Consider the following 26436-nt stretch of genomic DNA (forward strand, 5'->3'; position numbering starts at 1 on the left):
GAATTGGCCCGGCGGCGGCTAGCTTCTATAATTGAACCAACGGAACGGGTTACTGCTCAAATTTCGTACAAGCAATACCCCACCACCGTTTAAGGAGAACGACAATGCCCTGGTATGCCTGGCTGATCCTCATCATAGCCCTCGGCTCCATCGTCGGTGGGCTGATGATGCTGCGCGATACGGCAAAAAAATTGCCACTGACCGACGAGCAGTTGCGCAAAGTGCATGAGCGCAATGCCGAAGCGGATGCCAAGGATGCGCAAGACCGCTAAAGCACCCGACATGCAATTGAGGGCCAGGGCGAAAAGCCCTAGCCCCTCCCGGTTACTCCACCATCAGCTTGTCCCGGTTGCGCTCCAGCAACGCGTTCCCGATCCCCTTGATCTCCTGTAATTCATCCACCGAAGCAAACGGCCCATTGGCCTCACGGTAGGCCACGATGGCCTCGGCCTTGGCTTTCCCTATCCCGTTCAACTCCTTCTGCAACGTCAGCGCATCGGCGTTGTTCAGGTCTAGCCGCGGCGCTTGCGGGGCCTGGGCTTGAGCAACTACCGGCACCGGCTCGGCAACCGCCGTGGCGCTGGCCGGGGCAGCGCTGAGGGAAAAAGACAAACTGGTGAACAGCGGCAGCAGCAGGTACGACAGAACGTTATTGCGCATGGACAACACTCCTTGGGTTGGTCATTTTCCAGCAGCCGTTTTCCTTCAGCTGCGCAACAAACCCTAGTGCTAAATCCCGCAGCAAAATAGCCACCATCAGCGGCCAATGGTTACAGGAATCGTCTGGAACCGGCACAACTTCGCCTACCCAAAAAAATCAGCAATGGCCTCCACGTCTGGCTTCGTCCACGTTAAACAGGCAACCGCGCCAAGCTGGTAGCCAGATCCCCTTCGGTCAGGTACGCGCTGCCGATCAGTAGCTGGCCATTTTCCTACAACATCCGCTGATCATGTCCCGCCGTGCAACCGGCCCTTCGCCGGCCAGCAAATCTCCTGCGTTTAGCTGGCACCCTGCTGACCTCCTGCTAGATTTGTTCAACAATGGACAACCGGTTTGCTTAAAGGACCCGAGCAAGAGGACCACCGCCGTGCCTCTCAAGACCCTTACCGTATTCGGTACACGCCCAAAGGCCATCAAGATGGCACCCTTGGCCCTTCAGCTATCTCTCACTCTTCCAAATTGTAAAAAAGTGTACGAAAACGGACAGAGAACTGTATCATTGGATCCATTATCTAGTGGCATTTTGATTTCATAAGGGCATGGCGTGGTTGGTGATCCCCAGATTTGGCAAAATGAATACCCCCATGTTGTGCGTTATCGCGATGCCACCCTGCATTTTCAAACCGCCCTTCCCCACTATACCCAGCAAGCCATCGAGCAGCTGGTAGCACATACCCCAACCGCCAAACGCGTGAGTGCGCCGCTGCCGTGTAGCGCCAGCAAGCTTTTCGCCAAACGCGAAAAGCTCGACTCACTGAAAAAAAAGTGGCGTATGAAGCGCGGTAACCCGAAGCGCAACGGGATGTACGACTGGCCCATCGAAGAGCTGATCAATACGCGTGAAGCGGCCAAGCGAGGCGCCCGCGTTCCGGGGCTGATCGGTTATGGATACACAAGCTCGAAGCTTGGGCTGATGCAGGATTTTTTCCTCATTACCGAGTTGCTGCACGATCACGTCGACGGATTGAGCAGAACCCGCGCGGCACCCGAAGCAGTGAGCGCGGTACTTGAGGCAACCTTTGAGCTGTTGCATGCCCTGCAGCGTCGAGGCGTTACGCATATGGACCTGTGGGTTGCCAATGTCATGCTCCCCGAACAGGGCAAAGCTCGCGCCATCGACCTGGAAAACTGCTTCTTCGGCCACACCGACTACCCCGATGAAACCCTGGGCTTCCAGTTTGGGTTTATCTACTTCCGGGAGATTTATCGGTACATCACCGAAGCGGACTATGACAGTGTGGTAGAGCATGCGCTGGCCAGGTACTTCCCGAACGTTGGTCGCACGGGTTTTGACCGCATTTATGCATTGGCCAAGCACCAGGAGGTGGGGCGCCTGGCGCGGCGTGACATCTTCAGCAACGGCGTGCTGGAAAGCCGATGGTAAAGCCTGGAGCCGGTTTGAGGTATGGCAGCTGGCTTGCCCTGGAGCCCTTCAGCTAATGGATCAGGGCCGTTATGCGGCCCATCGCCGGCAAGCCAGGCTGCGTTATCGCTCCAACGGGCCCTGGCGCCGCTGCAGATACACCCAATCCACGATTTCACCCTGGGGCGAGTAACCGCTGACCAGTTCACGCAACAACTGCCGCACACGGGTGAAGTCATCGTCGGCAACCGCAGCCAGCAACTGGGTCAGCCGCTCACGCAGCAACTCCCACGCCAGGAAGTCTTCGTTGGCGACCATGATCATCGGGTGGGCTGTAGGTGATACGTCATCGCCGATAAGCAACTCTTCGTAAAGCTTCTCGCCGGGGCGCAGCCCGGTGAAGTCGATGGCAATGTCGCCCTGCGGGTTGCCCTGGCTGCGCACACTCAGCCCCGAGAGGTGGATCATTTTCTCGGCCAGCTCGACAATACGTACCGGCTCACCCATATCCAGCACGAATACATCGCCGCCCTGCCCCATGGCACCGGCCTGCACCACCAGTTGGGCGGCTTCGGGGATGGTCATGAAGTAACGGGTGATTTTCGGGTGAGTGACCGTCAACGGCCCACCCGCCTTGATCTGCTCACGAAACAGCGGAATCACCGAGCCGGAAGAGCCCAGAACGTTGCCGAAGCGCACCATGGTGAAACGGGTCTTGTTCACCCGGGCAATCTTGCTGCTGTCCCCATACATCACCGGCGCCGCCTCGCGGCTCAGCGCCTGCAAGATCAGCTCGGACAACCGCTTGGTGCTGCCCATGACATTGGTCGGCCGCACGGCCTTGTCGGTGGAAATGAGCACGAAATTGGCCACGCCGGTCTGCAATGCCGCCTGGGCAGTACACAACGTGCCGTAAACATTGTTGAGGATACCTTCGGCAATATTGTGCTCGACCATGGGCACATGTTTGTAGGCTGCAGCATGGTAGACCGTATCGACGCGCCAGGTAGCCATCACATCAACCAGGTGCTGCTGGTTGCGTACCGAACCCAGTATCGGCAAAAGTCGCACCGACAGCGACTCGCGCAAACTGCGCTGCTCCAACTCGCTCAATATGCTGTAAAGGTTGAATTCACTGTGATCGAACAACAGCAAGGTGGTTGGCCCCAGCCCGATGATCTGGCGGCACAGTTCGGAGCCTATGGAGCCACCTGCCCCGGTGACCAGCACGGTTTGCTTGTAGATACAGCGTTCAAGCAGCCCTTCCTGGGCAGGTACAGGGTCCCGCCCCAGCAGGTCGGCGATGTCCACGTCCTGGATATCATCCACTTTCACCCGCCCACTGGCCAGGTCGGCGAAGGCCGGCACGCTGCGTACGTGCAATGGGTATGGCTCGAGGAAAGAAAGAATTTCTTTTCGCCTTGCGCGCGAGGCCGAAGGTAGCGCCAGAAGAATTTCTTGAGCCCCCGTTTCCTTGATCATCTGCTGCAAATGCTTGGGCTTATAGACCTGCAAGCCAGAAATGACGCGGTTGGCAAGTTCGCCATCGTCATCGATAAAAGCCACGGGCCGCATCACCCGCCCCATTCGCAGCGCAGCCAGCAACTGATTACCTGCCGTACCCGCACCATAGATGGCAACTTTGATCAGGCCGTCGTCGCGGTTGGCAAAGGGTATCTGATGCGCCCCGGTAAACCAGTCACCCAGAAAATACTGACGCATGATCAGGCGCAAACCGCCGATGATGACCATGCTCAACCACCAGTAGTTGAAAATGATCGACCGCGGCACGACCACTTGGTGGTTGCTGTACCAGTACACCACCACCGCCAGGATGAGCGATGACAGGGTCACAGCCTTGATGATGGTGATAAGGGCGTCATTGCCAAAATAGCGCATCACCGCCCGGTACATGCCAAACCGGATGAACAGCGGGATGGCCACCACCGGCGCCGCCACGAACAACCAGGCGTGCGTGACGATGGGGTTGTACATTTCATCGATGCCCAAGCGCACGATAAAGGACAGCCACAAGGCGAACCAGATCAGCGAGATGTCCGTGCATACCTGAATGAGGCGTTTCTGGCGCCGGGACAGATTGACCAGATACTGGCGCATTCTGTCTTTCTTCTCGTCGCTCATTCGGCACTCCTCAGCGCAAAAGAACCTCGTGTGAATGACCTGAGCGCTGGGTGGCCAGACCATAGGCCCAGCAGCGCTCTACGATGGCTTCCTTGCTCGTCCATCCTATTCCTTTTTCCCTGCATGGTAGGTGACTGCCAAGACTATCAGAGGCACATAAGCGACCAGGGTTCCAATGGCGCCATCAACCTTGAATAGCACCACCGCCAGCGCTATTGGCAACAGCCAGCCGAGGTTGATGAGCGCGACGGCCAGGCTCACCGGGCGATGGCTGCCGTGCCGGCGCGAAGCATACTGATAGGCGTGGCTACGATGCGCTTCGTATACCTTGTCACCGCGCAGCAGGCGCCGCCCCAAGGTAAACGTGGCATCGACCACAAACACACCCAAAAGTATTAACCACCCCCAGAATAATAGCGGGTTTACCGAACCCGCCATCAATGCCAGCAAGCCCAGCACAATGCCGAGGAAGCCACTGCCCGCATCGCCCATGAAGATACGTGCAGGTGGGAAGTTCCAGAACAGGAAGCCAGCCACCGAGGCCGCCAGTAACAGCGGTAGCCATACAGCCTGAGCATGCCCGCCAAGCCAATAAAGCAGGGCCCCACCCAGACATACGCAAATGGCTTCGATACTGGCAAGGCCATCAATACCGTCCATGAAGTTGTACAAGTTGAGCAGCCATACCAGATACAGCAGGCCGATGACGGTGCTCAGCCAGATCGGCCCCAGCACCAGGCCGAAGACGGTGACAGGCGGCATCCCGCCAAGCCAGGCAAGCCCCCATCCAGCCGCTGCGAAATGCCCCAGCAAACGCCACCGTGCAGCGATATGCCCGTGGTCATCCATGAAGCCGATCAGCGCAACCAGCCCCCCCGCGCCGAGCAAGCTGACCAGCTGCGCCGGAGCGATGTACTCGCCCCAGGCCAAGCCAAGCATGGCAACCAGCACCGCCACCACGAATGACAGGCCGCCGCCACGCGGCGTTGGCAGGGTGTGCGAGCTGCGTGCGTTGGGGATATCCAGCAAGCTGCGGGACAGCGCATAGCGGCGCAGTACTGCGGTCATCCACCAGGACGCGAGGCCTGCCACGACAATCAGCCATATCATAAGCGGCGGGTTTCCAGAAAAGGTCGAGCGGCCATGTTCAGCCCTTGCTCCAACGTGTAAGGGGGGTGCCAGCCGAGCAGTTGCCGGTTCTTCTCGATATCCACCTGCAGCGAGCCGAGCAAGCGCTGGGCAAGGTCGGGCCGGCCGAGCAGCCGGGCTGCCCAGTGCAACAGGCCTGACGGAACAGGCAAAAGCAGGGCCGGCCTGCCCAGTGCGCGGCCCAGCGCGCGTAGCAGGTGCGCCAGTGAGACATCTTCGCCATCACTGGCCAGGAAGGTTTGGTTAGCAGCGCCCGGGTGGTCGATGCAGGTGACGATCAAGTCGACCAGATTCGCCAGCGACACCAGGCTGCGACGGTTATCCACCGCCCCGAAAGGCAAAGGCACACCCCGTTGCACGCAGCGCATCATGCTGCGGAAATTGGCTTTGACACCTGGCCCGTAAACCAGCACCGGGCGGATCACCACCACCTCCATGCCGCTAGCCGCCGCCAGTTGGCGCAACCCCTGCTCCGCTTCGTGCTTGGACAAGCCGTAGGCGTCCTGAGGTGCTGGTGCGTCATCGGCGCAAAGGGGGTGGCCGGGCTTACTGGCCTCACCGTTGACCTTGACCGAACTGATAAAAATAAAACGCCGCACACCTGCAGCCGCTGCCTGGCGGGCCAGGTTGAGGGTGCCCTCGACATTGACCCGACGGAACTCGGCCAAACTGTCGGCGGCGGTTTCCTTCATTACGTGCACCCGGGCTGCAGCATGCACCACCACGTCGACCCCTGACAGTGCCGGCGCCCAATCGGTGGTGGCAGCCAGGTCACCTACGGTCACGGCCTTAACGCCTTCGATAACGCCCGGGCCAGTGCCACGCAAAGCCGCCCGGGTTGTGAAGCTGCCCAACGTGGCCAGCCGGCTACAGACTGCACTGCCGACAAAGCCGCTGGCGCCTGTAACAAGAATCGTGCGTCGTTCCATGAAATTCGATCTCAATTCACCCAAGTGCCACCGAGGCTGCAAGGCAACGTAGCCCCAGGGCCGGGTAAGCGCTTACAACAGGCTACGGTAGAGGCTGGCATACGCACTGGCCATTGCCGATGCGGTAAATACTTCTTCGTACCGCTGCAACGCCTTGGCGCCCATGGCTTGCGCCAACAGCGGTTCATCCCACAAGCGCTGCATGGCCTGAGCCAGCGCTGCGGCATCACGCGGCGGGACCACAAGACCGGTCTGGCCAGCCAGGTTGATGAAGGTTGTACCAGAACCCATTTCACAGGAGATCAACGGTTTGCCATACATCGCCGCTTCCAGCAGCGAGATACCGAATGACTCGGAGCGCAGGTGGGACGGGAAGGCAAAGGCATAGCACAACTCAAGCAACGCCGCCTTGTCGTCATCCCCCAGGCCACCCAGGAACTGTACATTGTCCAGCCCCTTCTGCTGCGCCTGGGCCTTGAGCTGCGACTCCAGGAAGCCGCCACCCATGATCACCACCGGCAGCCGATTGATGTGCGCGGCCTCCAGCAGGTAATCCAGCCCCTTGTAATAGCGCAGGGCGCCGACGAAGAGGAAGAAGCGCTCGCCCAGGCGCGCTCGCCAATAAGCCAGTTTTTCAGCCGATGCCTTGGGGTAGGTGGCACGATCAAGGCCATAGGGAATGATTTCGACCTTTTCCTTGAAACGCGTCAGGACCGGGCTATGCGCAGCATAGTTGGGCGAGGACGCCACCACTCGGTCAACGCTGGAAAAAAACCGGTTCATCAACGGCTGGTACAGCTTCAACAGCCACTTCTGCTTGACGATATCGGAATGGTAGCTGACCACCGTCGGCTTGTTCAGCCGCGCCAGGAAATGCACCAGGTCCATGTAGGGCCAAGGAAAGTGGTAGTGGATAATGTCAGCCTGGGCGGCCAACTCGGCAAAATCCTTCATGGCCGACAGCGACAGCCCCGTCGAAGCCACATGCAAATCAAGCTTGGAGCGGTGCGTTACATGATTGGCCACTGCTTCGTTGCGGGCAGCGCCACGCGGGCTCAGGTAAAGCACCTCTGGCTGCACGCCATGGGCTCGAGTGCCTTCTGCAATCTGGAAGATGACTTGCTCGATGCCACCCATGGAGTCGGGGTAATAGGTTTTGAAAAAATGCAGGACCTTGATCATCGTTCGCTGACCGATTTATAGACCTCGATGGTTTCCTGTGCACAGCGTTCCCACGAGAAGCGCCCTGCATGCATCAGCCCCTGCTGCACCGCGTCCGCACGCCAGGTTTCGTCTTCCAGGCCCCGGCACAGCAACCCAGTCAGGCCTTCGACGTCGTCGGGCGAGCACATCAACGCCGCCGCGCCTGCCACTTCCGGAAGCGAAGAACTGTTGGAGCACACCACAGGCACCCCTGAGCTCATGGCCTCGAGCACGGGCAAGCCAAACCCTTCGTAGTGGGAAGGGAAGGTGAAGAGCCGTGCCCCGGCAAATAGCAGGGGCAAGTCTTCGCTGGCAACGAAACCGAGGTAGCGCGCCCAGCCTTGCTGTTGCGCCTGGGCAATGCGGGCATGGATCGCCTCACTCCGCCAGCCATGGTAGCCCGTGAGGATCAACGGCCAGCGTTGGCGTAATGCAAGGGGCAACCGACCATACGCATCCAGCAGCGTCTCGATATTCTTACGCGGCTCGATGGTGCCGACGAACAGGCTATAGCCACCCTGCTCAAGGCCGTGACGCGACAAAACTTCGCGCAATGCCTCAGGCGAACGAGGGTGGAACTCGGGCGAACTGGCCAACGGAACAGTGTGGATACGCTCGATCGGCCAGGCAAAATAATCTGCCAGTTCCTGCCGGGTATAGCTGGAATCGGTGATCAGCGCATCTGCACGCTCAAGTGTCAGCTTGAGCTCCTTTTGCAAATAGCGGGCAATCTGTGGCGCGTGGCAATGCGCCCAGGTGAAGGGCGACAGGTCATGGAACGTCGCCACGGTGCGGCCGGCAAACGACGGAAGGTAATAATTGGGGCTGTGATAGATGAAGTCGTCATGGCCACGCAACGCTCGCTCGCGCAAATACGGCATCAAGCGGCGATAGGCCTCCACCGCCAGCGCATTTTTTTGCACCAGACGCTTCAAGCCATGCACCGCATCCGACTTGTCCGTAGCCTGGGGCAGCGCCTGCAAGAACCTGCGCCCGGCGAACAGGCGCAACTCTTCAAGCTCGCTGTTTTGTTGCAGGCGCGAGGCCAGCTCGTAGGTATAGCGCCCGATACCGGTCAGTGGGAAGCGTACCGGCTCGACAGAAAGGATGAGCTTCATTTACCAGCAAGCATCCATCCCAGGGTGTCATCCAGCGAGGGGGTTTGCCAGCCGGGCACCAGCGCTTTCAGCAAACTGTTATCGCCGCACAGGGTCTTCACCTCGTTGGCGCGAACAAATGCCGGGTTAACCTGCACCTCGATGGCATGCCCAGTAATGGCGGAGCATTTGGCGATAACTTCACGCAGCGAGTGGGTAGAACCCGAACTCACATTGACCACCTGCCCCAAGGGGCGTGCCTCTATAAGGCCACGATACGCACGCACGACTGCACGTACGTCACTGAAATCTCGCCACACATCCAGATTGCCCAGCTCGATGGTGTCAGCCTGGCGGCGGAAGTGCGAAACGATCTTGGGCAGCAGGAAGTTTTCTGCCTGCCCAACACCGGTGTAATTGAAAGGACGCGTGATGACGATAGGCAACCGGTCACACCACAGCCGCGCCATGTATTCCATGGCCAGCTTGCTGACCGCGTAATCATTGGCCGGCGCCGGCGGGGTCTGTTCGCCCAGCATCCCTTCGGAAACGTTGCCATAGACGTTGGCACTGCTGGCAATCAACACGCATTCTGGTGTTTTGCCGCAGGCCGCAATGGCTTCGAGCAGGTTCCGTGTGCCTATCAGGTTGACTTGATAGAACGCATCGGCGGCACCATGCCCGACGAAAGCAATGGCAGCCAGATGCACGACGACATCTGGCCGCAGTTCGGCCAGCAACGCGCGCAGGCCCGGCCCATCGGTCAGATCGGCCTGACGATAGTCGGGGGCCTGCAAAGGCTGGCTCCCAGTCCCGAAAACTTCATAGCCACTGGCCCGCAATTCGGCCGCCATGTAGCGGCCGGTGAACCCGTGAATACCTGTAATCAGCGCGCGTTTACTGGCCATTTGCATCAGAACGAGAACCCTTTTTCGTTACGACGCAGGTCGGCTTCGACCATCATGCGGCACAGCTCTTCCAGGCTGGTTTTCGGTTCCCAACCCAGCACTTGCTTGGCCTTGTCGGGGTTGCCGATGAGCAGCTCGACTTCGGCCGGGCGGTAGAATTTCGGGTTGATGACGACCAGTACCTTGCCGCTGGCGGCGCAGGTACCCTGCTCGGCCTCGTCCTTGCCGCTCCACTTGATTTCGATGCCGACAGCCTTGAACGCCATGGACACGAAGTCACGCACGGTTTCGGTGCGGTTGGTGGCAAGTACGAAGGTATCAGGCTGTTCAGCCTGCAGCATGCGCCACATGCCTTCCACGTACTCTTTGGCAAAGCCCCAGTCGCGCTTGGCATCGAGGTTGCCCAGCTCCAGCTTGTCCAGCAGGCCCAGCTTAATCTTGGCCACGGAGTCAGTGATCTTGCGGGTCACGAACTCACGGCCGCGCAGTGGCGACTCATGGTTGAACAGGATGCCGCTGGTGGCAAAGATGTTGTACGACTCGCGGTAGTTGATGGTCATCCAGTGGGCGTACAGCTTGGCCACACCGTAAGGGCTACGCGGGTAGAACGGGGTGGTCTCGACCTGCGGGATTTCCTGGACCTTGCCGAACATTTCCGAAGTCGACGCTTGATAGAAACGTGCCTTCGGATTGACGATACGGATGGCCTCCAGCAGGTTCACAGCACCCAGGCCGGTGATTTCGGCGGTGGTCAGTGGCTGTTCGAACGATACGCCAACGAAGCTTTGCGCAGCGAGGTTGTATACCTCGGTGGCTTCGGTGGTTTGCAGCAGGCGAATGCTGGCCGACAGGTCGGTGAGGTCGTACTCGACCAGGTGCAGGTTAGGGTTGGTGTGAATGCCCAACTCCTCGATGCGCCAGAAGTTAACCGAGCTGGTACGACGATAGGTGCCATAGACTGTATAGCCCTTTTCCAGCAGCAGTTCCGCCAGGTAGGCGCCGTCTTGACCAGTGATCCCAGTAACGATTGCTTTCATGCGACTTAACCAACTCCGATAGTGCCGTGCGGGCATGTGTTAATAGGTTGTGATGCGGGCAGTTCCAGCCACGCATTTTCGGTTCCATGCCGAAGTATACATAGGTCGTACGCACTACTCGACTTACAAAGTACTGGCGCGACGCAAGCTGGCAGCTGCCGGGGCGCCTGGAACCGCCCAAAGCAGGGCAGGCGCCACCGAACGGTTTGGCGCCAAGGAAGGGAGAATAAGTGCCACGACCCGATGCCGCCACTTCAAAGCGTGTAGGAAGATTCCGAACCGGACGGTTGTTGGGGTTTGCCAAGGCGTTCGCGTGCAAATGGCACAGGAATGATTGGCCCGAAACAAACGTAGGAGCGAGCGCAGCTCGCGATGCGCCGCGCGGGCGGCGCTCGATATTTGCCCCACCCTCATACCCAAGACGAACACCCGCAGCCCGATCAGCTGCGTGCATCCACCCGCGCAACCTCGCCACCCGGCAAGCTGGTTTCCGGCACGGGGCTTAGCCACACATTGACGTTATCCACACTTTCCTGCGTCAACTCCCCCGCCCAACGGTTGAGCAGGAACAGGTTGGTGATGAAGTCGTACTGTGTCTTCAGCAGGTCGCGCCGCGCCTTGAATTCGTTCTGCACGGCAGTGAGCACATCCACGGCATTGACCACACCGAAGGTGAACGCCTTCTGCGCGGCAACGCTGGACTGCTGCGCCGATGACAGTGCATTACGGTTAGCGCGAATCTTCTCGACCGCAGCCTGTGCAGTCAGATAAGCGGTGGTGGTTTCCTTGACCACCTGACGCCGCACGCCTTCCAGCTGCTCCTCGGCTGCCAGCTGGTCATCGTAAAGGCCACGCACCCGCGCGGATGTAGAGCCACCGCTGTAGATCGGGATTTTCACCCCCAGCGAAGCCACATAACTGTCACTGCGCGGCGCCTGGGTGTTGTCGTAGCCCTGGTCGTTCTGCTGCGCGCTCAAGCTCAACGACAGCTGCGGATAGTGCTCGCCTTTACCCTCGCGTACCGCCGCATTGGCCGCCTCCGCCCCGCTTTGATACGACTTCAGCAACGGGTTGGTTTCAACTGCCTGGGTTACCCAGTTCTGCAAGGGCCGGGTCGGAGCCTGCAATGCCACGTCGTTGCGTACGCGGCTGAGCGGCTCGGTAATCGGCCGACCGACGATCTCGGCCAGGGCCTCTCGGCTCACCTGCACCTGGTTGCGTGCTTCCACTTCTTGCGCAAGCAAGAAGTCCACCCGCGCCTGCATGTCGAGCTTGTCGGTGATCTTGGCCATTTGCCGATCGAACATGCTGCTGACGCGGTCGAGGTTTTTCTGGGTCGCCCGCCGCTCAGCCTGCACCAGCGCCAGCTCGTCGTCTGCGGCCAGTGCCACGAAGTAGCGCTTGGCGAGGTCGACCGTGGCCTCTGCCAAGGTATCTTCGGCCTCATGACCTTTCTGGTCTTTCACGCTCTTGGATTTCTGGTAACGCTCCCAGGCCGGCTTGTTGTACAGGTACTGGGTGAGGCTGAGCGAGTAGGTCTCGGTATTATAAAGGTCTCGCTCAGCCTCATTCTTGCGCAGGATACGGCTAGAGTTGGCATTGGCCGCCACTTGTGGCAGCAAACCGCCGAGTGCCGCCCGCTGCTGCTCGTTGGCAGAGCGCGCACGCGCGTAGGCGGCGAGAACCCGCGGGTCCTCCAGGCGCGCTTCGCGGTACAACCCCGACAGGTCCAACGCATACGTGGATGCCGAAACCCCTTTCGGCTGCTCACCTACCGCACCCTTCCCTTCCACGGCCACCGCCTGCCAGGCGACCATGCACATCATTACTCCAGGTAGCAAACGCAGCACAATCATTCCTCGATCAGCGATTCAGCGAACATGTTGCGCGCCGGTTTCAACAGGTACTGCAGCATGGTGCGGTCGCCTGCGTTGATGAGGACCTCGGCTGGCATGCCGGGCTGCAGCTTGCGGTTGCCGAGCTTTTTCATGCCGTCTTCGGTCACCTTCACCCGCACCAGGTAATACGCGTCGCCTGTGCGTTCCTCGATCAGGCTGTCTGCAGAGATGCGCGTCAACTTACCCTCGATGACAGGGGTGGTGGCATTGTTAAATGCGGAGAAGCGGATATCGGCAGTTTTGCCGAGTTCGAGCCGGTCGATATCCTTGGTCGCCACCTTGGCTTCGATCACCAGTTCGGACTGAGCAGGCACAATGTCCAGCAAGGGCGTAGCCGCGCTGACCACACCGCCAATGGTGTGCACCTTCATGTCCAGCACCATGCCGCTTTCCGGCGCGCGAATTACCACACGAGAAAGGCGGTCGCGCAGGGCTGCTTCCTTTTCCTGAAGGTCGAACACCTGAGCCTGCACGTCCGACAGCTCCTTGGCCACATCTGAATCGAACTTCTTCTTCAACTGCACGATCTGCAGTTCGGTTTCCCCGATTTGCAATTTGGTCTTGGTGATCGTCGATTCGTGATCAGCAACCTCCGTCTTCAACATGTCCAGCTTGCGCTCCTGCTCCAGCAGGCGCTGGTTGTCGACAAAGCCTTCCGCCAGCAGCTCTTTCAGCTGCTTGATTTCACCGGTGTAGGACTTTTCCAGGCTGCGCTTGGTACGAATCATGTCGTTCAGGCCAGCAATTTGCTGCTTCATCTGCTCGATACGTTCGCGGTTGACCGAAATCTCCCCCTGCAAAGAATCGTGACGGGCCTTGAACACTTGCTGCTCGCCGGCCAGCGCCTCCACGGCCCGATCCGAATCGGTACCTTCCATGGATACAGCCGGGATGGTACCCATGCCGTCACGCTCAGCCCGCAGCCGCGCTTCTTTATAGCGGGCCACAATCAACTGGTTGCGGGTGGATTCGTACTCCGCACTCAGTTGAGACTCATCCAGCACAATCAGGGGGTCACCCTTTTTAACCAGGTCGCCATCACGGGCGAAGAGCTCTTTGACGATGCCACCCTCCAGGTGCTGCACGGTCTTGCGGTAATTCTGCACCGTCACAGTACCGGCGCCGTGTACGGCATTGCTCAATGGCGCAAACGCGGCCCAAGTGCCGAAGATACCGAAGGTGACAAACACAATGGTCAGCCCGATGCGGCGAATGCCACGATCGGAGGTGGGCATGTCATCGAAATTGTGGTCGAACGTGGTGATAGCTTTGCTGCTCATCTAGGAATCCTTTCAAGCGCCAGTGCTGGTCGTGACGGCAGGCGCAGCGGCTGGGGCCGCAGGTGGAGCGGGGTTAGGTGCTGCCGGGGCAGCCGCCGGCGGCTGAGGTGCAGCAGGCTGGGCAACGCGCTGCTGGGCCTTGGCCTGCTGCGCCAGTTCGGCGATAACGCGGTCGCGCTCGCCATAAAGCGAAATGGTACCGCCGGCCATGACCAGCACGCGGTCCAGGCGGGTGAGAATATTGGGGCGGTGCGAGACAATGAATACAGTTGCACCCGACTCTTTAAGCTTTTGCAGGGCAATGCCCAAGGCACGCTCGCCAACATCGTCGAGGTTCGAGTTAGGCTCATCAAGCACGACCAGGCGCGGCTTGCCATAGATGGCGCGTGCTAGGCCGATGCGCTGACGCTGGCCGCCGGAGAGGTTCACACCGTCGCTGCCGATGACGGTGTCGTAACCGTCTGGCAGCATCAGGATCATCTCGTGTACGCCAGCCATCTGCGCAGCCTCGACCACCTTCTGCGGGTCGACTTTGTCAAAGCGGGCGATGTTCTCGCTGATGCTGCCTTCGAACAGCTCGATATCCTGCGGCAGGTAACCGACGTAGGGGCCCAACGCTTGCTTGTCCCAAGCTGCGATATCGGCACCATCCAGACGCACCACACCGTGCTGCGGCGGCCAGATGCCCATCAGCGCACGTACCAGGGTGGACTTGCCCGCAGCGCTGGGGCCGACGATGCCGACAATGGAGCCGGCTGGCGCCACGAAACTGATGCTGCGCAACACCGGCGACTTGGCACCCGGCGGGGTTACGATCAGGTTCTCCACCTGGATGTGACCCTCAGGCGCTGGCAGAGGCATGCGCTCTGGCTCGTTTTTCAGATCGTCCATCACCTTGCTCAGGCGATCGTACTGGACCTTGGCAGCCACGAAGCCCTTCCAGCTGCCGATCATCTGGTCGATAGGCGCAAGCGCCCGGCCCAGCAGCAGCGAACCGGCCATCAGCAGCCCCGGGTTGATCTCATGCGTGATAACGAGGTACGCACCGATAGCCAGCATGATGGACTGCGACCAGGTCCGGAACGTCTTGGACGTGGAGCTGACCACCCCACCTTTATCGCTCGCCTCGGACTGCAGCATCATGATCTGGCGCTGACGCTTGGCCCAACGGTTCATCAAGGTTTCGAGCATGCCCATGGACTCGATGACTTCGGCATTACGCAGCGTCTTGGTGGTAACCACGTTGGAGGCCACGTTTTGCTTGTTCGCGTTCGCCAGCGCACTGCCAGTCATCCGGTGATTGACCACGGCGAGGATGGTCAGCACTGCACCACACGCCAGGGTCATCCAGCCGAACCAGGGGTGGAAGAGGAACATGACAATGGTATAGATGGGGAACCACGGCGCATCGAAGAATGCAAAAAGGCCCGGCCCGGTAAAGAACTGTCGCAACGACGTCAAATCATTGAGTGACTGCGCTGTCGCATCTGCCCCACCACTGGTCAGCGCACGCTTGAAGCTTGCGCGGTACACGTCACGGCTGAGCATCACGTCCAGCCGATTGCTGATCCTGACCATGATGCGCGAGCGCACCCACTCCAGCGCGCCCATCGTCACAACCAACACCGTCAGGATCAACGTCAGCATAAGCAACGTGGAGCTACTGCTTGACGGTACGACGCGGCCCGACACCTGGATCATGAAGAAGGTGGGCACCAGCATGAGGGCGTTGACGAAGAAGCTGAAAAAGCCGACCGAGAGAAAGCTGCTTTTACAGGCTTTGAGGGCGGCATGCAGGTTGTTGTCGGATTGTGAACTCATGGTATCCATACTGAGAAAGGCGAAAGCGGCGGGCAGTGTACCACCCACACAAAGGGGCAGCGTGTCAGATTATCTTTGAAACACCCCGCCTGGCCGACGAGTTGCATGCGAACATGAATTTTTCAGCCAAGTGGGTTGGGGCCAATGCAATCGGGGATACTGACCGAAACCAGCAAATGGCCACTATCACGGATTTGCAAGCCGACAAACGGCGCAATCCTGCCTTGAGAGACTGGAGACCTGCGCCATCTAAACTTGAAAAAGACGTGAAAACCTCATCAAATAACCCAAATACCTGTTTCCCAAGGCATTTTAGAATCAAAATGATAGCCCAGCGCCACACTCAGGAATTCCAGAAACGGGCACTGGGAACGCTCCAAGATTGCGTAAGTTCCATTGGCGCATGAAATTTTTTTTAGAATCTTTGGTTGACATCTTTTCCCTCTGACTGCATCTTCGCAACTCGCAGGGAGCCATCACTGGCCGTTTAGTGTATGCACGGGTCTGAGCAAGTTAGCTGCCAGTGTTTTTGCTTAAAAGGAGCTTAACAACGCCATGTCTATGCCATCACAGACCCTTGACGGCCTGAAGATCAGCTCACGTGTGACGCTGCTTGAGCCTGGCATGTACATCTTCCGTTACGCCTCGCAACCTCCTGCCGAAAAGCCCGTGTGCATTGCGCTGCAGCAGGCGCCGCTGGGCAAAGGCTCCATCGACTTCTTCCCCGCCGAAGGTATCAGCAAGAACATGCTGACCAAGCTCGGCGACACCATCGTGGCACGCGTCAAAGGCGGCGTGACGACGGTACTGATCACCGAATATCACATGTTCGACGACGTGATCGAGCCTATCGACCTGCGCATCGACCGCATCGATACCTCCCCTGCCATCATGCGCACCTTCGCTGTGGTCGCCACCGCCGAACCCGCTCAAGCCCTCGCCGACAACAACGCGCCCATGCCCCTGGTGGTCACCGCCCAGTTGCAGCACGCAGGCGAAGTGGTGTCCAGCGAAGGCTGGGTAGGCGCACCCGAAAGCGAATACTTCATTGAAGGCTTTGCCATTGAGTGGCCGAACAAGCCGGCCGGGGTCGATTTGCTTTACACCTGCATGGTGGCCGGCTCCGGCCCCAGCCGCAATGTTGCCACGGGCACCTTCGTAGGCGCCCGCGGCCAGGGCCTGCCCCTGATCTGCGCAGGCTTCAGCCTGGTAGGCCCCCTGCGCAAGCACTACGAATTAACCGGCCTGATCGCATTCGGCACTGCCGAGCCACAGCGCCTGGTAACCAATCAGATGATGCATGGCCCCAGCGGCAACGAGCCGCTGGTGGCGCTGCATATCGCCATTACTCCCGTTACGAAGATGAACGCTGCCCGCTCTAAATCTCCGTGGGAAAACTCTGCGCCTCAGCAGAAAATCAGTGCAGCAAGCCAACTGGCTTGAAGTAACAGGAACAAATCATGCAATACGATAACCCCGTAGCGGCCTCCCAGCTGCAAGAGCACCTGGACAACTCCACCCTGTCGGCCGGCACCGTTGCCGCTATCAGCTCGCTGCTGAACCTGACCGGCGAAGACACCACCGTTGGTGTGGCTTCGTTCGATGGCGTTAACCTGCAGCTGCCAACCAACGCCCCTACTCAGGTAGTAACCGGCGCGATCGCTGGCCAGAAAGGCGACCAGGTCACTCTGGACCTGTCCGCTGCCGAAGCCGCTGGCGCTAGCACCTACATCCTGGAAAGCGATGCCAACCTGGTTGTCACCCTGCAGGGCAACTCCGCTGCCCCTGCTACCTTCGCTGCCTTCGCTGCTGCTGACATCGCCGTAACTGCCGATGACAGCGCTATCGAACTGGTAGTGACCACCGGTAACGGCGATGACGTGATCACCGTGAACGGCGACCAGAACACCCACATCGACGCAGGTGACGGCAACGACACCATCGTTACCGGCAACGGCAACAACACCGTTATCGCTGGCGCTGGCAACAACAACGTGAAGACCGGCTCGGGCAACGACACCGTCGTGCTGAGCGGCACCAACCACGCTGACATCGTCGACACTGGCGCAGGCTACGACGTAGTGCAGCTGGACGGCTCGCGTGACGACTACAACTTCGCCACCGGCAACGGCTTCAACGTCAACCTGACCAGCGCTGCTCCAGGTGTTGGCCAAACCGCTTCGATCAGCAACGCTGAGTTCCTGACCTTCGTCAACGGTGACACTGTTGAAACTGTGGCCCTGGCTCACAGCGACGACGAAGCAGCTGCCCTGCGCCTGTACCAAGGCATCCTGGGCCGTGACGCTGACGTTGGCGGCGCGAAGACCTTCGTTGAAGCTGTCAACGCTGGCACCTCGCTGTCCGACATCGCCAACGCCTTCCTGAACTCTTCCGAGTTCGCTGGCGCCAACAACGCTACCGACATCAACGAGCTGTACAACGCTCTGCTGGGTCGCAACGCTGAAGAAGGCGGTTCGGCTGCATGGCAAGAGCTGCTGGCCAACGGCGGTTCCCTGTCTGACATCGCTGCTGCAATCGCAGTATCGGCAGAAGCTCAGGAACTGGACGCTTCCAACGCTACCTTCGTGAACGACCTGTACGTCAACGTACTGGGCCGTGACGCTGAAGAAGCTGGCCTGAACAACTGGGTAGACGCACTGTTCAACGGCGCAAGCCGTGCGGACGTTGCCAAAGCCATCGTTGGTTCGTCTGAAGCATCCGACAAGTCCAACAGCGACTTCGTCGACGCTCTGTACCAGTCCGCTCTGGGCCGTACTGCTGACGAAGCTGGCAAAGCTGCCTGGACCGAAGCTCTGGCTGCCGGCGTTTCGCACGCTGACGTCGCCCTGGGCATCGTTGGTTCCGCCGAAGCTGTTGAGCACATCGACAACGTCGTTGTGCTGCACGGCCAAGTGTAACTAGCCCTGCTCTAGCCAAGGATACGCCCAGCCGCAAGGCTGGGTCGTATGCAAAAAGGGGCGACTTTCGGGTCGCCCTCTTTTTATTTTTTGTAGTAAAGCCAAGCCTATGTCCAGACACCCCGACCATGGGCGCGAAACGCTCATGGATATTTTCCACCGACACCGCCAGGCCAACGAAGCAGGCCTTGCTGCTGCCGTACTGGAACGCGCCTTGCAAATCGCCGAGTATCGGCCAGAAGCACAGGTTTGGAAGGGTATAGAGGCGCTCCCGGATGCGCCTGCGCTGGCATTTTTATTTTTTGGCAACGCCGCACAGGCGCTGCCTGACCGCGCCGACATTCACGCACTTATTGGCCGCAGCCTGTTGGCCCAAGGGCACGCCCACCTGGCAAGCCGGTACCTTACTGAAGCCTGGCGCAAGCAGCCCAACGATCCGGCGCTGCGCATGTCGCTTTGGCAGGCATGCAGCCACTCCGAATCCCCTACAGCCCTGCGACATATGATTCTCGCGCACCTGCCCGAGATCACCGCTGCCAATGAACTCGCGTTTGTGCTCAAACTGCTGGCGGGGCAGCCAGAGCCACTGACTACCATTGGTGTCGTCCGCTACCTGCCCGAGCAACGGGAGATCCACGGCTGGGCGATTGACCTGCGCAACTTGCAAGCCCCCCCAGCCCTGAAAGTAGAAGTGAATGGCCGGCAAATCGACACCCTTGCCAGTGCGCCACACCCACTGCTGAGTGCAGCCGGGCTGCCAGGCACACACGGGGGCATCCGCATTCGCGTACCCGACCCGACACCCGAGGTAAAGGTAAGCTTTGCCAATGGCAGCGCCCTGCTTGGCAGCCCCGTGTTCGCAATGCCGGCATTCACACCCCCCGCCCCATTGGCTGCGCACGGCAAAGCGCAGGCTGTAGATGTACTGATACCGGTGTACAACGGCCTGAATGAAACCCTGGAATGCATCAACAGCGCCCTGGAAGCCCGCAAGCGCAACCGAACACCGCATCGACTGGTTGTGATTGAAGACGCCACTCCGGTACCTGCGCTTGCCAAAGCACTAAAGGTTTTGGCTGGCAAGGGCAGGATCACATTGGTGAACAACCCCGTGAACCTGGGCTTTATTCGCAGCATGAACAGGGGGATGGCGCTGAGCCCTGGTAAAGACGTCGTGTGGCTGAACGCTGACACCCGCGTTCACGGTGACTGGCTCGACCGCCTGCGCCAGGCCGCCTACAGCGATGCCAGCATCGCCTCTGCCACGCCCTTTACCAACAATGGCGAGCTGATGAGCTTTCCGCGCAGCCAGGTCAGCCACGACATGCCCAGTGCAGCCGAACAAGCCGAACTGGACGACCTTGCACGCGACACCGACAGCCCGCCGGTTGATATCGAAACCGGTTGCGGCTTTTGCCTTTACATCAAACGCGAGGCACTGGACGAGGTCGGCTACCTGGACGAACTGCACCTGGCCCGCGGTTACGGCGAAGAGACCGACTGGTGCTTGCGCGCGCGCAGCCACGGCTGGAAGCACGTGGGGGCGCCCAACGTATTTGTGGCACACCAAGGTGGCATTTCATTCGGCGCAGAAAAAATTCTCCGCGTTGCGCAGAACAACGCTGTATTGCGCAAACGGTACCCGGATGCGTCGGCTCGCTACCAGGCTTTTTGCCTGCGCGACCCCATAAAGCCGGCACGTGACGCCCTGCAACGTGCGCGCCTGGCGCAGCTTGCCCGCTACGCAGGCAAGCGCCACGGGGACTGGCCAGCACGGGGGGGAAAAACCCTGCACCTCAATAGCAGGCAGGCCAACGACGCCCGGTTCAACCTGACATGGCAGCATGACACACATCGCACATGGGTCTGCTTGCAGGCGCCTGTGGCAGCCCTGCCCCTTAATCTCGACTTCGAACTGCCGGAAGACTTCGACAAACTGGTAGAAGCGCTTCGCCTGCTACCTCAAGACGAGCTCGTATTCGAAAGCCTGCACCGCTGCCCCGTTGAACTGTGCAGGCTCCCTGCCCTACTGGGCACACCCTATCGCATTGCTTGCAGCGATCCGCGCCTGCCGCATAACGATACTCTGTATGACTGGCAGCGCTTCGCAAGCGAGGCCGCCAGCAGCCAACTGCCTCGGCAAGCACTGCAAAGTGCGTATGCGCCCCTCCCCGATAGCCATGTGTTGACCGATGCCACTCCAACACCAGCAGAACTGCCCGCGGACACACCTCGCGCAATCCTGATCGGCGACAACCTCGACGCCACAACAGGCCACCAATGGCTGGCATTGGCACGCCAGCTGGCACGTCAGGCACTGCCCACGGTATTGCTGGCGAAGGCAGAAACACCATGGCTGAAATCACTTCAAGCCACTGGCACGGTACACCTGCTGCCGCAGATAGCTGGCTTCTCATTTGCCGACCGGGCCAAAGCTGCTGGCTGTGACGCCGTACTGAGCCTGGCTGAAAACCCAGATGCGGGCTGGCCCGCAGCGGCGCTTTCCGCCGAGCTAGGCGTGCCGCTGTACGCTAACCCAGGGGCAATTGCCGACGAACTCGGCGCAGCCCCGATTACCCAATTACCTTTCTACTGAGCCAAGCCTGATGCCCCACGCAGCCCTTGATACGCCCCAGGCGGGCGACCCTATCGTCAACCCCGCCACTGCAATCGGAGCCATCATCGGCCTGCAGGGCGACGTATTGCAGGGCTGGGCATTCGATGCAGCCCAACCCGAGCAACGCTTGATCGTTGAAGTGCTCATCGATGGCGCCAGCATCGCACTTGCCCGCGCCGACCAATACGAACCCTGTGCTCCACAGGGAGACCAATTTCACGGCTTTTCCGTGCAGCTGCGCCAAAGCTGGCTGGACGAAGCCCGCTCCATCACGGCGCAAATAGCTAATACCGGCTTGCCACTTCAAGGACAGGTGCAAATCCCTGCCGCGCCGACCCTGGATACCTCAGCCATTGCTTCACAGGTTTGGCATACAGGCGGCCTACGCTTGAGCGGCTGGGCATGGGACCCCAAAGCGCCCCGCCGACACGTTCAAATCAGCGTACGCGAAGGCGGCAGTGAGGTCGCGAAAGCAATTTGCGACCAACATCACCAGGCGCTGGCCTACCGAGCGAGTGCCGACCACGGCTTCGCCGTCGACCTGCCCTGGGAGCTTGCCGATGGTGAACTGCATGTTCTGGAGGTAGTGAACGACCTTGGCCAGCCATTGCCAGGCAGCCCGGTCCGCTTGTGTTGCCTGCCGGAGGGGCTTGAGGGGTTGCTTCAACAACTACCTGTAGCCGAGGACGACCGCACCCTGGCCCTGTTGGGCGGCCTCGCCCGGGAGCAGGCTTTGCGCCTCCCCAAAAGCGCCGGCTGGCATTTGTACCCACAGTGGTTTGACGCTTTTCAGCGCCTGGGCGACGCACCCGCCCCCGCCCTGCAAGGTACTCTCGGCATCCTGTTGATCAGCGACGGTGACAACCCCCTTGAGCAAGCCAGCCTGGCGAGCCTGGGCGCTGACCGTCTCGGCGTGCATGCCCTGGCAGCCACGCCACCGCAGATGCTCACCCGTGGGCTGCGGCAATTGCTCGAGGCGGGGTGTGATCGGATCCTGCCGTTAGTTGCAGGTGACAGGCTGGCAGAGCATGCGCTTACCCACCTAAGCGCCCTGCTGGACGACGGCAGTGCTTGGGGCTACGCCGACTGCGATCGCGATGGCGCACAAGGCGAACGCAGTTTCCCCTGGTTCAAACCCGCGTGGGACATTGACCTGTTCATCGGCGCCGATATCTTTACGCCAGGCGCAATATTTGGCAAAGAGGTTATTGAGCAAGCGCTGGCACTGCTACCCGCCGGGCCGGGCACACAGGCCTGCAACTTCCACCAGCTGAGCGCGGCGGCGGCGCTAGCCACGCAGCGCAACAAATTATGCGTGAGCCACTTGCCCCGCGTGCTGTACCACCGCGCCCACCAGGCTGCCGCCAGCCCCGAGCAGGCAGCGCCCTCCCCCGAACGCCAGCAGGCTATCAGCTGGCTGTGCGAACAGTTGGCCACAGGGGCGACTGTGAGCAGCGTGGACAATTACCCCGCCTTGCTGCGGGCCCACTGGCCATTACCCGTGGAACTGCCCCGTGTCAGCCTGATCGTGCCAACCCGTGACCAGTACAAATTGCTGGCCGCGTGTATGGAAGGCTTACTTAACGACACCGATTACCCGAACCTCGAACTCATTGTTGTGGATAACCAATCCACCGACCCGCAAACCCTGGATTATCTAACAGCATTAAATGACCGGGGTGTCACAGTGCTGCGCCATCCTTTCCCGTTCAATTACTCGACCATCAATAACCGCGCAGCAAATCTGGCAACGGGTGACGTGATCGGCTTGGTGAACAACGATATCGAAATCATCGACAGCGGGTGGCTGAAAGAAATGGTGGCGCAACTTCTGCGCCCGAACGTGGGCGCAGTGGGGGCGAAGTTATTGTGGCCCAACCGCATGGTCCAGCACGGCGGTGTAGTAGTAGGTATCAATGGCCTTGCCGCACATAGTGGCAATACGCTAGCAGCAGACGATCCGGGATATCTCGGTTTTAACCAGCTAACGCGTCGCCAAAGTGCAGTTACGGCAGCCTGCATGCTCATGCGCAAAGCGGTGTTCGACGATGTGGGTGGGCTTGATGAGCTCACATTCCCGGTAGCATTCAACGATGTCGACCTCTGCATGAGAGTTCAACAACAAGGGTTGCATCTGGTGTGGAGTGCAGGTGCACAACTCATCCACGCAGAGTCCGCCAGCCGCGGCAAAGATTTGGCGCCTGAAAAAAGAGCGCGCGCTCAACGCGAACAGCAAAAATTCATTGAGCGCTGGACGATCGGCCACTACAATGACCCGTTTTATAATCCATCGTTGGCAACGGACTACTTGACCGGGCCATACGGTGGATTAGCAATGCCCGTAAGCAGCTTTGCTAAACGCAAGCACCCCCAGCCTGCCAATGGGTCATGGGATGAAAGGAATCAATAGGTGTACGGCATGGATGGCAATGCCCAAAAATTTTCACTTCTGTTCACTGTGCTGGTTCTTTTGACCCACGCACTGCGTTATGCCGTGCCTGACACATTGTTATTCCAATCAGTTCCAAGCTTAGCCCGGGTTTGCGGTATGGCAATAAAAATTTATTGCCTGATTAACCACACAGTAAACAAGCGCTTTATTTCATCAGGGCACGGCATCGACACCCACGCACGGTCGCTGCCCCAGCGCATGCGCGCGTCCCTATGGCTGCACTGCCATTATCAGGGGCGGCCAGCAAACCTCCACTCGTACTCAATTGCAGACCAAACGCCATGAATTCCCTCTCTGCACCGGCAGCATCAAGTACCGAAGTCAACGGCCATTTCGATTACATTCTTGACGACCGCGCATTTGGCTGGGCGTTTGCTCCTGCTCACCCACAAAAACGGCTGACCATTGAAATTATCGCCAATGGTGAAATCGTTGCCCAAGGGCTTGCGCAACAGTTTCGAGAAGATTTGCAAACTGCCGGGATAGGCGATGGTTGCTATCTGTTCGATTTGCAACTGTCCCATGAACTGTTCGACGGCCAGGTACATGACCTGACCGCACGCGTTGCAGAAACGGGTGGCATTCTTGGCGGCGGCCCTCACGCCTTCGGCCCAGAGCGCCGCGAACCCAGCTACCAGCAGATCCCTCGGGCGCTTGGCCTGGCCATGCTTACCGAAATGATGAAGCAGGCCAACTACAGCCGTTTTGCCGGCAACCTGCGCAACTTCACCCAGGCCTATAGGCTGGCATCACGCCTGCAGGAAACCGGCGAGTTCGCGGAAGCCCGGAGTGCATGGACCACCATCAACGGCGCACTCGGCGAAAACCCGCTGGGTTACTGCAAGCTGGGCGAATGCCTGATGCTGCTGGGCTTTGCCGGCGAAGCCCTTGCCGCTTTCCGTGTGGCAGCCGGTTGCGACCTGCGGCTACATTGGGCACACCTGGGCATGGCCAACAGCCTGTTTGCCTTGGGCCAATTCGAACAGGCCGAAGAAGCAATACAGGTAGCCATTGCCCTGCAACCGCAGGACACCGCCCTGGCAAAACGACTGAAGTACATGCAAGACCACAGCCTGCCGCAGCGTGTTGACCTGCTGCTTGGCCAACAGCAGCGCGACGCAGCCATCGCCCTGCTCAAATCGTTCCTGCTCAAGCGCCCGGACAGCACTCAAGCGTGCGCATTGCTGGGTGATCTACTGTGCGAGCCCAGTGACAACACCCTGCCTGGCATGACGCAACTGCATGAACTGCGCAAGGCACAGTGCATTCTTGAAGCCCTGCTGGACGACGTCGAAACCCGGCTGAACGAGGCCATTGAGTAAATGAAAAAGCTGCTGCGGCACATTCATGAACACAGCGCTGACGGCCTGGACACCAGCTTGATCGTGGGTGCCGGTACCGGCAGCCTGCTGGGCGACTGGCGCCAACTGGGTAGCCGTCAGTTGCTGCTGGCCGAGGCACATCCACGCCTGGCCGAGGAACTGGGCCGTCGCTTGCGTCATGATCAGGGCGAACACCTGCTTGCCGTCGCCGTTACCGGTGACGAACAGCCTGTGGCAACGTTACAAGCGCTGAACAACCTGGCCTACAGCAGCCTCAACCAGGCAGTCGACCTGTTTTTCTACTACCCCAACCTGCGCCGCGATGAAGCATTGCAGGTTCCTGCGCGCAGCCTTGAAGCGATCGTGGCAGAACAGGCCCTGGACGGCCGGCAGCCCCACGCATTGCTCATTGCCGCACCGGGGCAGGCATTGCAATTACTGCAAGCTACCCCTGCAGCCGCACTGCACACCTTTAGCTGGGTGATTATCGAATGCAGCAGCGAGCCGCTGTACCAGGATGATGCCAGTGACAGCGAGATCATCGCCTGGATGGACGGCATAGGCTTCGAGCTGGTGACCGACAACCCGGACGCCATCTTCCCGCAAAGCCAGCTGCTATTCGAACGCAACACTACGCGCCTGGTACAGCATCGCCTGCACAGCGAAGTTGCACAGTTGCGCTCGCAGTCTTCGGCTGAAGCACAAAACAGCCAACAACAATTACAGGACCTGGAGCAGCAACTGCAGCAACGCGATGCCGCCTTGCTCGAACTGACCGGGCTGGCTAACGAGCAAAAACAACAGCTCGATGAGTTGGTAAGCGAGAACGCCCGGCTCTTCTCTGCGTGCGAAGCCATGGAAGCCCAACAAGCCGAGCTGCGCCAGGCGCTGCAAGACCAGACCGGCCAGGCTAGCGCGCGGCACGCGCAAATTGATGCAATTGCCAACGAGCGCGATCAGCTTGCCAGTGCTTGCGAAGCGCTAGGGCAACAGCATGCAGCGTTGACCACAGCTTACGACCAGCAGGCCAGCCAGATAGCCGACCTGCAAGCAGAACTTACCGCGCTGGGTAGCCGCAACGCCGAGCTGACCAGCGTCAACGAGGCGCTGGAAAACCAGCGTGCCGAGCTGGCTGGCGCCTACCAGGCGCAGGCCCATCTTGCAGACGAACACCAGGCCCGAGCTGACGCGCTAAGCGCCGCTGCCGACGAGCTTGCAACCCAGCGCGATGCCATGGCCAAGGAAAACGCGCGGCTTTCTGAAACCTGCAATGCACAAAGCGCATCGGCCGTTGAATGCAAGGGGCACCTGGACAAGGTCAGCGAACAACGCGATCAGTTGCAGAAGGCGCTGGCCGAACAAAAGGGTACATTCGAGGCCAATCAGGCTTATGTGCACACGCTTGAGCGCGAAGCGATCGAGTATCAACATCGGCAGCGTCTGCTGGAAGAAGAACTGGTCAAGAGCGAAGCCCAGCTCGACTTGATCAAGGATTTGCTTCTGCGCGAGCCAGGGCTCTGAAGGTGGGCCTGCCAATGTTTAAAGCCATTGCCAACTGGCTGCGCCGTCGTAACACACC

At 59.6% G+C, this 26436-nt stretch carries 21 protein-coding genes; 9 read left to right on the top strand and 12 right to left on the bottom strand.

Annotated elements, in window-relative coordinates; genetic code table 11:
* The first annotated feature begins 104 nt into the window (after positions 1-104).
* Positions 105-272, top strand: a complete 168-nt coding sequence (locus tag ABI582_RS13335) for a DUF2897 family protein (RefSeq protein WP_016500979.1) — start codon at positions 105-107, stop codon at positions 270-272.
* Between the two features lie 52 nt (positions 273-324).
* On the opposite strand, the gene ABI582_RS13340 is transcribed toward ABI582_RS13335, so the two are convergent.
* Positions 325-660 (bottom strand): ComEA family DNA-binding protein, encoded by a 336-nt coding sequence (locus ABI582_RS13340; RefSeq protein WP_442119397.1) that lies wholly within the window; start codon positions 658-660, stop codon positions 325-327.
* A gap of 605 nt (positions 661-1265) precedes the next feature.
* Between ABI582_RS13340 and ABI582_RS13345 the strand changes: the two genes are divergently transcribed.
* Positions 1266-2105, top strand: coding sequence for a lipopolysaccharide kinase InaA family protein (locus tag ABI582_RS13345; protein WP_442119398.1), 840 nt, complete (start codon positions 1266-1268; stop codon positions 2103-2105).
* Between the two features lie 102 nt (positions 2106-2207).
* Here the strand turns inward: ABI582_RS13345 and ABI582_RS13350 are convergent, their stop codons facing one another.
* The 10 genes from ABI582_RS13350 to ABI582_RS13395 form a co-directional block, all read right to left on the bottom strand.
* Complete coding sequence (locus tag ABI582_RS13350) at positions 2208-4226, bottom strand: polysaccharide biosynthesis protein (RefSeq protein ID WP_338746441.1); 2019 nt, start codon at positions 4224-4226, stop codon at positions 2208-2210.
* A gap of 105 nt (positions 4227-4331) precedes the next feature.
* Positions 4332-5336 carry an MraY family glycosyltransferase gene (locus ABI582_RS13355; RefSeq protein ID WP_442119399.1) on the bottom strand — a complete coding sequence of 335 codons (1005 nt, stop codon included), beginning with the start codon at positions 5334-5336 and terminating at the stop codon, positions 4332-4334.
* On the bottom strand, positions 5333-6304 hold the full coding sequence (locus tag ABI582_RS13360) for a UDP-glucose 4-epimerase family protein (RefSeq protein ID WP_442119400.1): 972 nt from the start codon (positions 6302-6304) through the stop codon (positions 5333-5335). The genes ABI582_RS13355 and ABI582_RS13360 overlap by 4 nt, the downstream gene beginning before the upstream one ends.
* Positions 6305-6376: 72 nt before the next feature.
* On the bottom strand, positions 6377-7486 hold the full coding sequence (locus ABI582_RS13365; protein WP_442119401.1) for a glycosyltransferase family 4 protein: 1110 nt from the start codon (positions 7484-7486) through the stop codon (positions 6377-6379).
* On the bottom strand, positions 7483-8625 hold the full coding sequence (locus ABI582_RS13370; RefSeq protein ID WP_338746437.1) for a glycosyltransferase family 4 protein: 1143 nt from the start codon (positions 8623-8625) through the stop codon (positions 7483-7485). Before ABI582_RS13370 ends, ABI582_RS13365 begins: the two co-directional genes overlap by 4 nt.
* The gene (locus ABI582_RS13375; protein ID WP_442119402.1) at positions 8622-9518 is read right to left on the bottom strand and encodes a GDP-mannose 4,6-dehydratase; all 897 of its coding nucleotides are present in this window, start codon (positions 9516-9518) and stop codon (positions 8622-8624) included. The genes ABI582_RS13370 and ABI582_RS13375 overlap by 4 nt, the downstream gene beginning before the upstream one ends.
* A complete protein-coding gene (gmd, locus tag ABI582_RS13380; protein WP_059395268.1) occupies positions 9518-10549 on the bottom strand; it encodes a GDP-mannose 4,6-dehydratase in 1032 nt (343 codons plus the stop codon). Before gmd ends, ABI582_RS13375 begins: the two co-directional genes overlap by 1 nt.
* Positions 10550-10989: 440 nt before the next feature.
* Positions 10990-12405 (bottom strand): TolC family outer membrane protein, encoded by a 1416-nt coding sequence (locus ABI582_RS13385; RefSeq protein WP_338746436.1) that lies wholly within the window; start codon positions 12403-12405, stop codon positions 10990-10992.
* A complete protein-coding gene (locus tag ABI582_RS13390) occupies positions 12402-13727 on the bottom strand; it encodes an HlyD family type I secretion periplasmic adaptor subunit (RefSeq protein ID WP_442119403.1) in 1326 nt (441 codons plus the stop codon). The genes ABI582_RS13385 and ABI582_RS13390 overlap by 4 nt, the downstream gene beginning before the upstream one ends.
* Positions 13728-13739: 12 nt before the next feature.
* Complete coding sequence (locus ABI582_RS13395; RefSeq protein ID WP_442119404.1) at positions 13740-15548, bottom strand: type I secretion system permease/ATPase; 1809 nt, start codon at positions 15546-15548, stop codon at positions 13740-13742.
* A gap of 561 nt (positions 15549-16109) precedes the next feature.
* Between ABI582_RS13395 and ABI582_RS13400 the strand changes: the two genes are divergently transcribed.
* Together ABI582_RS13400 and ABI582_RS13405 are read left to right on the top strand one after the other, a co-directional pair.
* Positions 16110-16991, top strand: coding sequence for a hypothetical protein (locus ABI582_RS13400; protein ID WP_084966288.1), 882 nt, complete (start codon positions 16110-16112; stop codon positions 16989-16991).
* A 17-nt stretch (positions 16992-17008) separates the two neighbouring features.
* Positions 17009-18466, top strand: coding sequence for a DUF4214 domain-containing protein (locus ABI582_RS13405; RefSeq protein ID WP_442119405.1), 1458 nt, complete (start codon positions 17009-17011; stop codon positions 18464-18466).
* A gap of 295 nt (positions 18467-18761) precedes the next feature.
* On the opposite strand, the gene ABI582_RS13410 is transcribed toward ABI582_RS13405, so the two are convergent.
* Positions 18762-19235 (bottom strand): hypothetical protein, encoded by a 474-nt coding sequence (locus tag ABI582_RS13410; protein ID WP_442119481.1) that lies wholly within the window; start codon positions 19233-19235, stop codon positions 18762-18764.
* 93 nt (positions 19236-19328) lie between these two features.
* Here ABI582_RS13410 and ABI582_RS13415 point away from each other — a divergent pair, with 93 nt between their 5' ends.
* From ABI582_RS13415 to ABI582_RS13435, 5 genes are read left to right on the top strand one after another with little or no spacing between them, the layout of a single operon-like run.
* Positions 19329-21062 carry a glycosyltransferase family 2 protein gene (locus ABI582_RS13415; protein ID WP_442119480.1) on the top strand — a complete coding sequence of 578 codons (1734 nt, stop codon included), beginning with the start codon at positions 19329-19331 and terminating at the stop codon, positions 21060-21062.
* A gap of 10 nt (positions 21063-21072) precedes the next feature.
* Positions 21073-23493, top strand: coding sequence for a glycosyltransferase family 2 protein (locus ABI582_RS13420; RefSeq protein WP_442119406.1), 2421 nt, complete (start codon positions 21073-21075; stop codon positions 23491-23493).
* Between the two features lie 9 nt (positions 23494-23502).
* The gene (locus ABI582_RS13425) at positions 23503-23820 is read left to right on the top strand and encodes a hypothetical protein (RefSeq protein ID WP_442119407.1); all 318 of its coding nucleotides are present in this window, start codon (positions 23503-23505) and stop codon (positions 23818-23820) included.
* Complete coding sequence (locus tag ABI582_RS13430) at positions 23817-24857, top strand: tetratricopeptide repeat protein (RefSeq protein ID WP_442119408.1); 1041 nt, start codon at positions 23817-23819, stop codon at positions 24855-24857. The genes ABI582_RS13425 and ABI582_RS13430 overlap by 4 nt, the downstream gene beginning before the upstream one ends.
* A complete protein-coding gene (locus ABI582_RS13435) occupies positions 24858-26378 on the top strand; it encodes a hypothetical protein (protein ID WP_442119409.1) in 1521 nt (506 codons plus the stop codon).
* The last annotated feature ends 58 nt before the right edge of the window (positions 26379-26436 follow it).

The sequence above is a fragment of the Pseudomonas sp. SAS7 genome, from assembly GCF_052112345.1.
In the GTDB taxonomy this organism is placed as follows: domain Bacteria; phylum Pseudomonadota; class Gammaproteobacteria; order Pseudomonadales; family Pseudomonadaceae; genus Aquipseudomonas; species Aquipseudomonas putida_Q.

What these genes read in the sequence shown, in the direction of transcription:
- ABI582_RS13385 (WP_338746436.1), bottom strand. Translation starts at nt 12,405, where the DNA reads ATGATTGTGCTGCGTTTGCTACCTGGAGTAATGATGTGCATGGTCGCC.
- ABI582_RS13395 (WP_442119404.1), bottom strand. Translation starts at nt 15,548, where the DNA reads ATGAGTTCACAATCCGACAACAACCTGCATGCCGCCCTCAAAGCCTGT.
- ABI582_RS13340 (WP_442119397.1), bottom strand. Translation starts at nt 660, where the DNA reads ATGCGCAATAACGTTCTGTCGTACCTGCTGCTGCCGCTGTTCACCAGT.
- ABI582_RS13370 (WP_338746437.1), bottom strand. Translation starts at nt 8,625, where the DNA reads ATGAAGCTCATCCTTTCTGTCGAGCCGGTACGCTTCCCACTGACCGGT.
- ABI582_RS13435 (WP_442119409.1), top strand. Translation starts at nt 24,858, where the DNA reads ATGAAAAAGCTGCTGCGGCACATTCATGAACACAGCGCTGACGGCCTG.
- ABI582_RS13360 (WP_442119400.1), bottom strand. Translation starts at nt 6,304, where the DNA reads ATGGAACGACGCACGATTCTTGTTACAGGCGCCAGCGGCTTTGTCGGC.
- ABI582_RS13390 (WP_442119403.1), bottom strand. Translation starts at nt 13,727, where the DNA reads ATGAGCAGCAAAGCTATCACCACGTTCGACCACAATTTCGATGACATG.
- ABI582_RS13420 (WP_442119406.1), top strand. Translation starts at nt 21,073, where the DNA reads ATGCCCCACGCAGCCCTTGATACGCCCCAGGCGGGCGACCCTATCGTC.
- ABI582_RS13415 (WP_442119480.1), top strand. Translation starts at nt 19,329, where the DNA reads ATGCCGGCATTCACACCCCCCGCCCCATTGGCTGCGCACGGCAAAGCG.
- ABI582_RS13365 (WP_442119401.1), bottom strand. Translation starts at nt 7,486, where the DNA reads ATGATCAAGGTCCTGCATTTTTTCAAAACCTATTACCCCGACTCCATG.
- ABI582_RS13355 (WP_442119399.1), bottom strand. Translation starts at nt 5,336, where the DNA reads ATGATATGGCTGATTGTCGTGGCAGGCCTCGCGTCCTGGTGGATGACC.
- gmd (WP_059395268.1), bottom strand. Translation starts at nt 10,549, where the DNA reads ATGAAAGCAATCGTTACTGGGATCACTGGTCAAGACGGCGCCTACCTG.
- ABI582_RS13335 (WP_016500979.1), top strand. Translation starts at nt 105, where the DNA reads ATGCCCTGGTATGCCTGGCTGATCCTCATCATAGCCCTCGGCTCCATC.
- ABI582_RS13350 (WP_338746441.1), bottom strand. Translation starts at nt 4,226, where the DNA reads ATGAGCGACGAGAAGAAAGACAGAATGCGCCAGTATCTGGTCAATCTG.
- ABI582_RS13430 (WP_442119408.1), top strand. Translation starts at nt 23,817, where the DNA reads ATGAATTCCCTCTCTGCACCGGCAGCATCAAGTACCGAAGTCAACGGC.
- ABI582_RS13375 (WP_442119402.1), bottom strand. Translation starts at nt 9,518, where the DNA reads ATGCAAATGGCCAGTAAACGCGCGCTGATTACAGGTATTCACGGGTTC.
- ABI582_RS13400 (WP_084966288.1), top strand. Translation starts at nt 16,110, where the DNA reads ATGCCATCACAGACCCTTGACGGCCTGAAGATCAGCTCACGTGTGACG.
- ABI582_RS13425 (WP_442119407.1), top strand. Translation starts at nt 23,503, where the DNA reads ATGGATGGCAATGCCCAAAAATTTTCACTTCTGTTCACTGTGCTGGTT.
- ABI582_RS13405 (WP_442119405.1), top strand. Translation starts at nt 17,009, where the DNA reads ATGCAATACGATAACCCCGTAGCGGCCTCCCAGCTGCAAGAGCACCTG.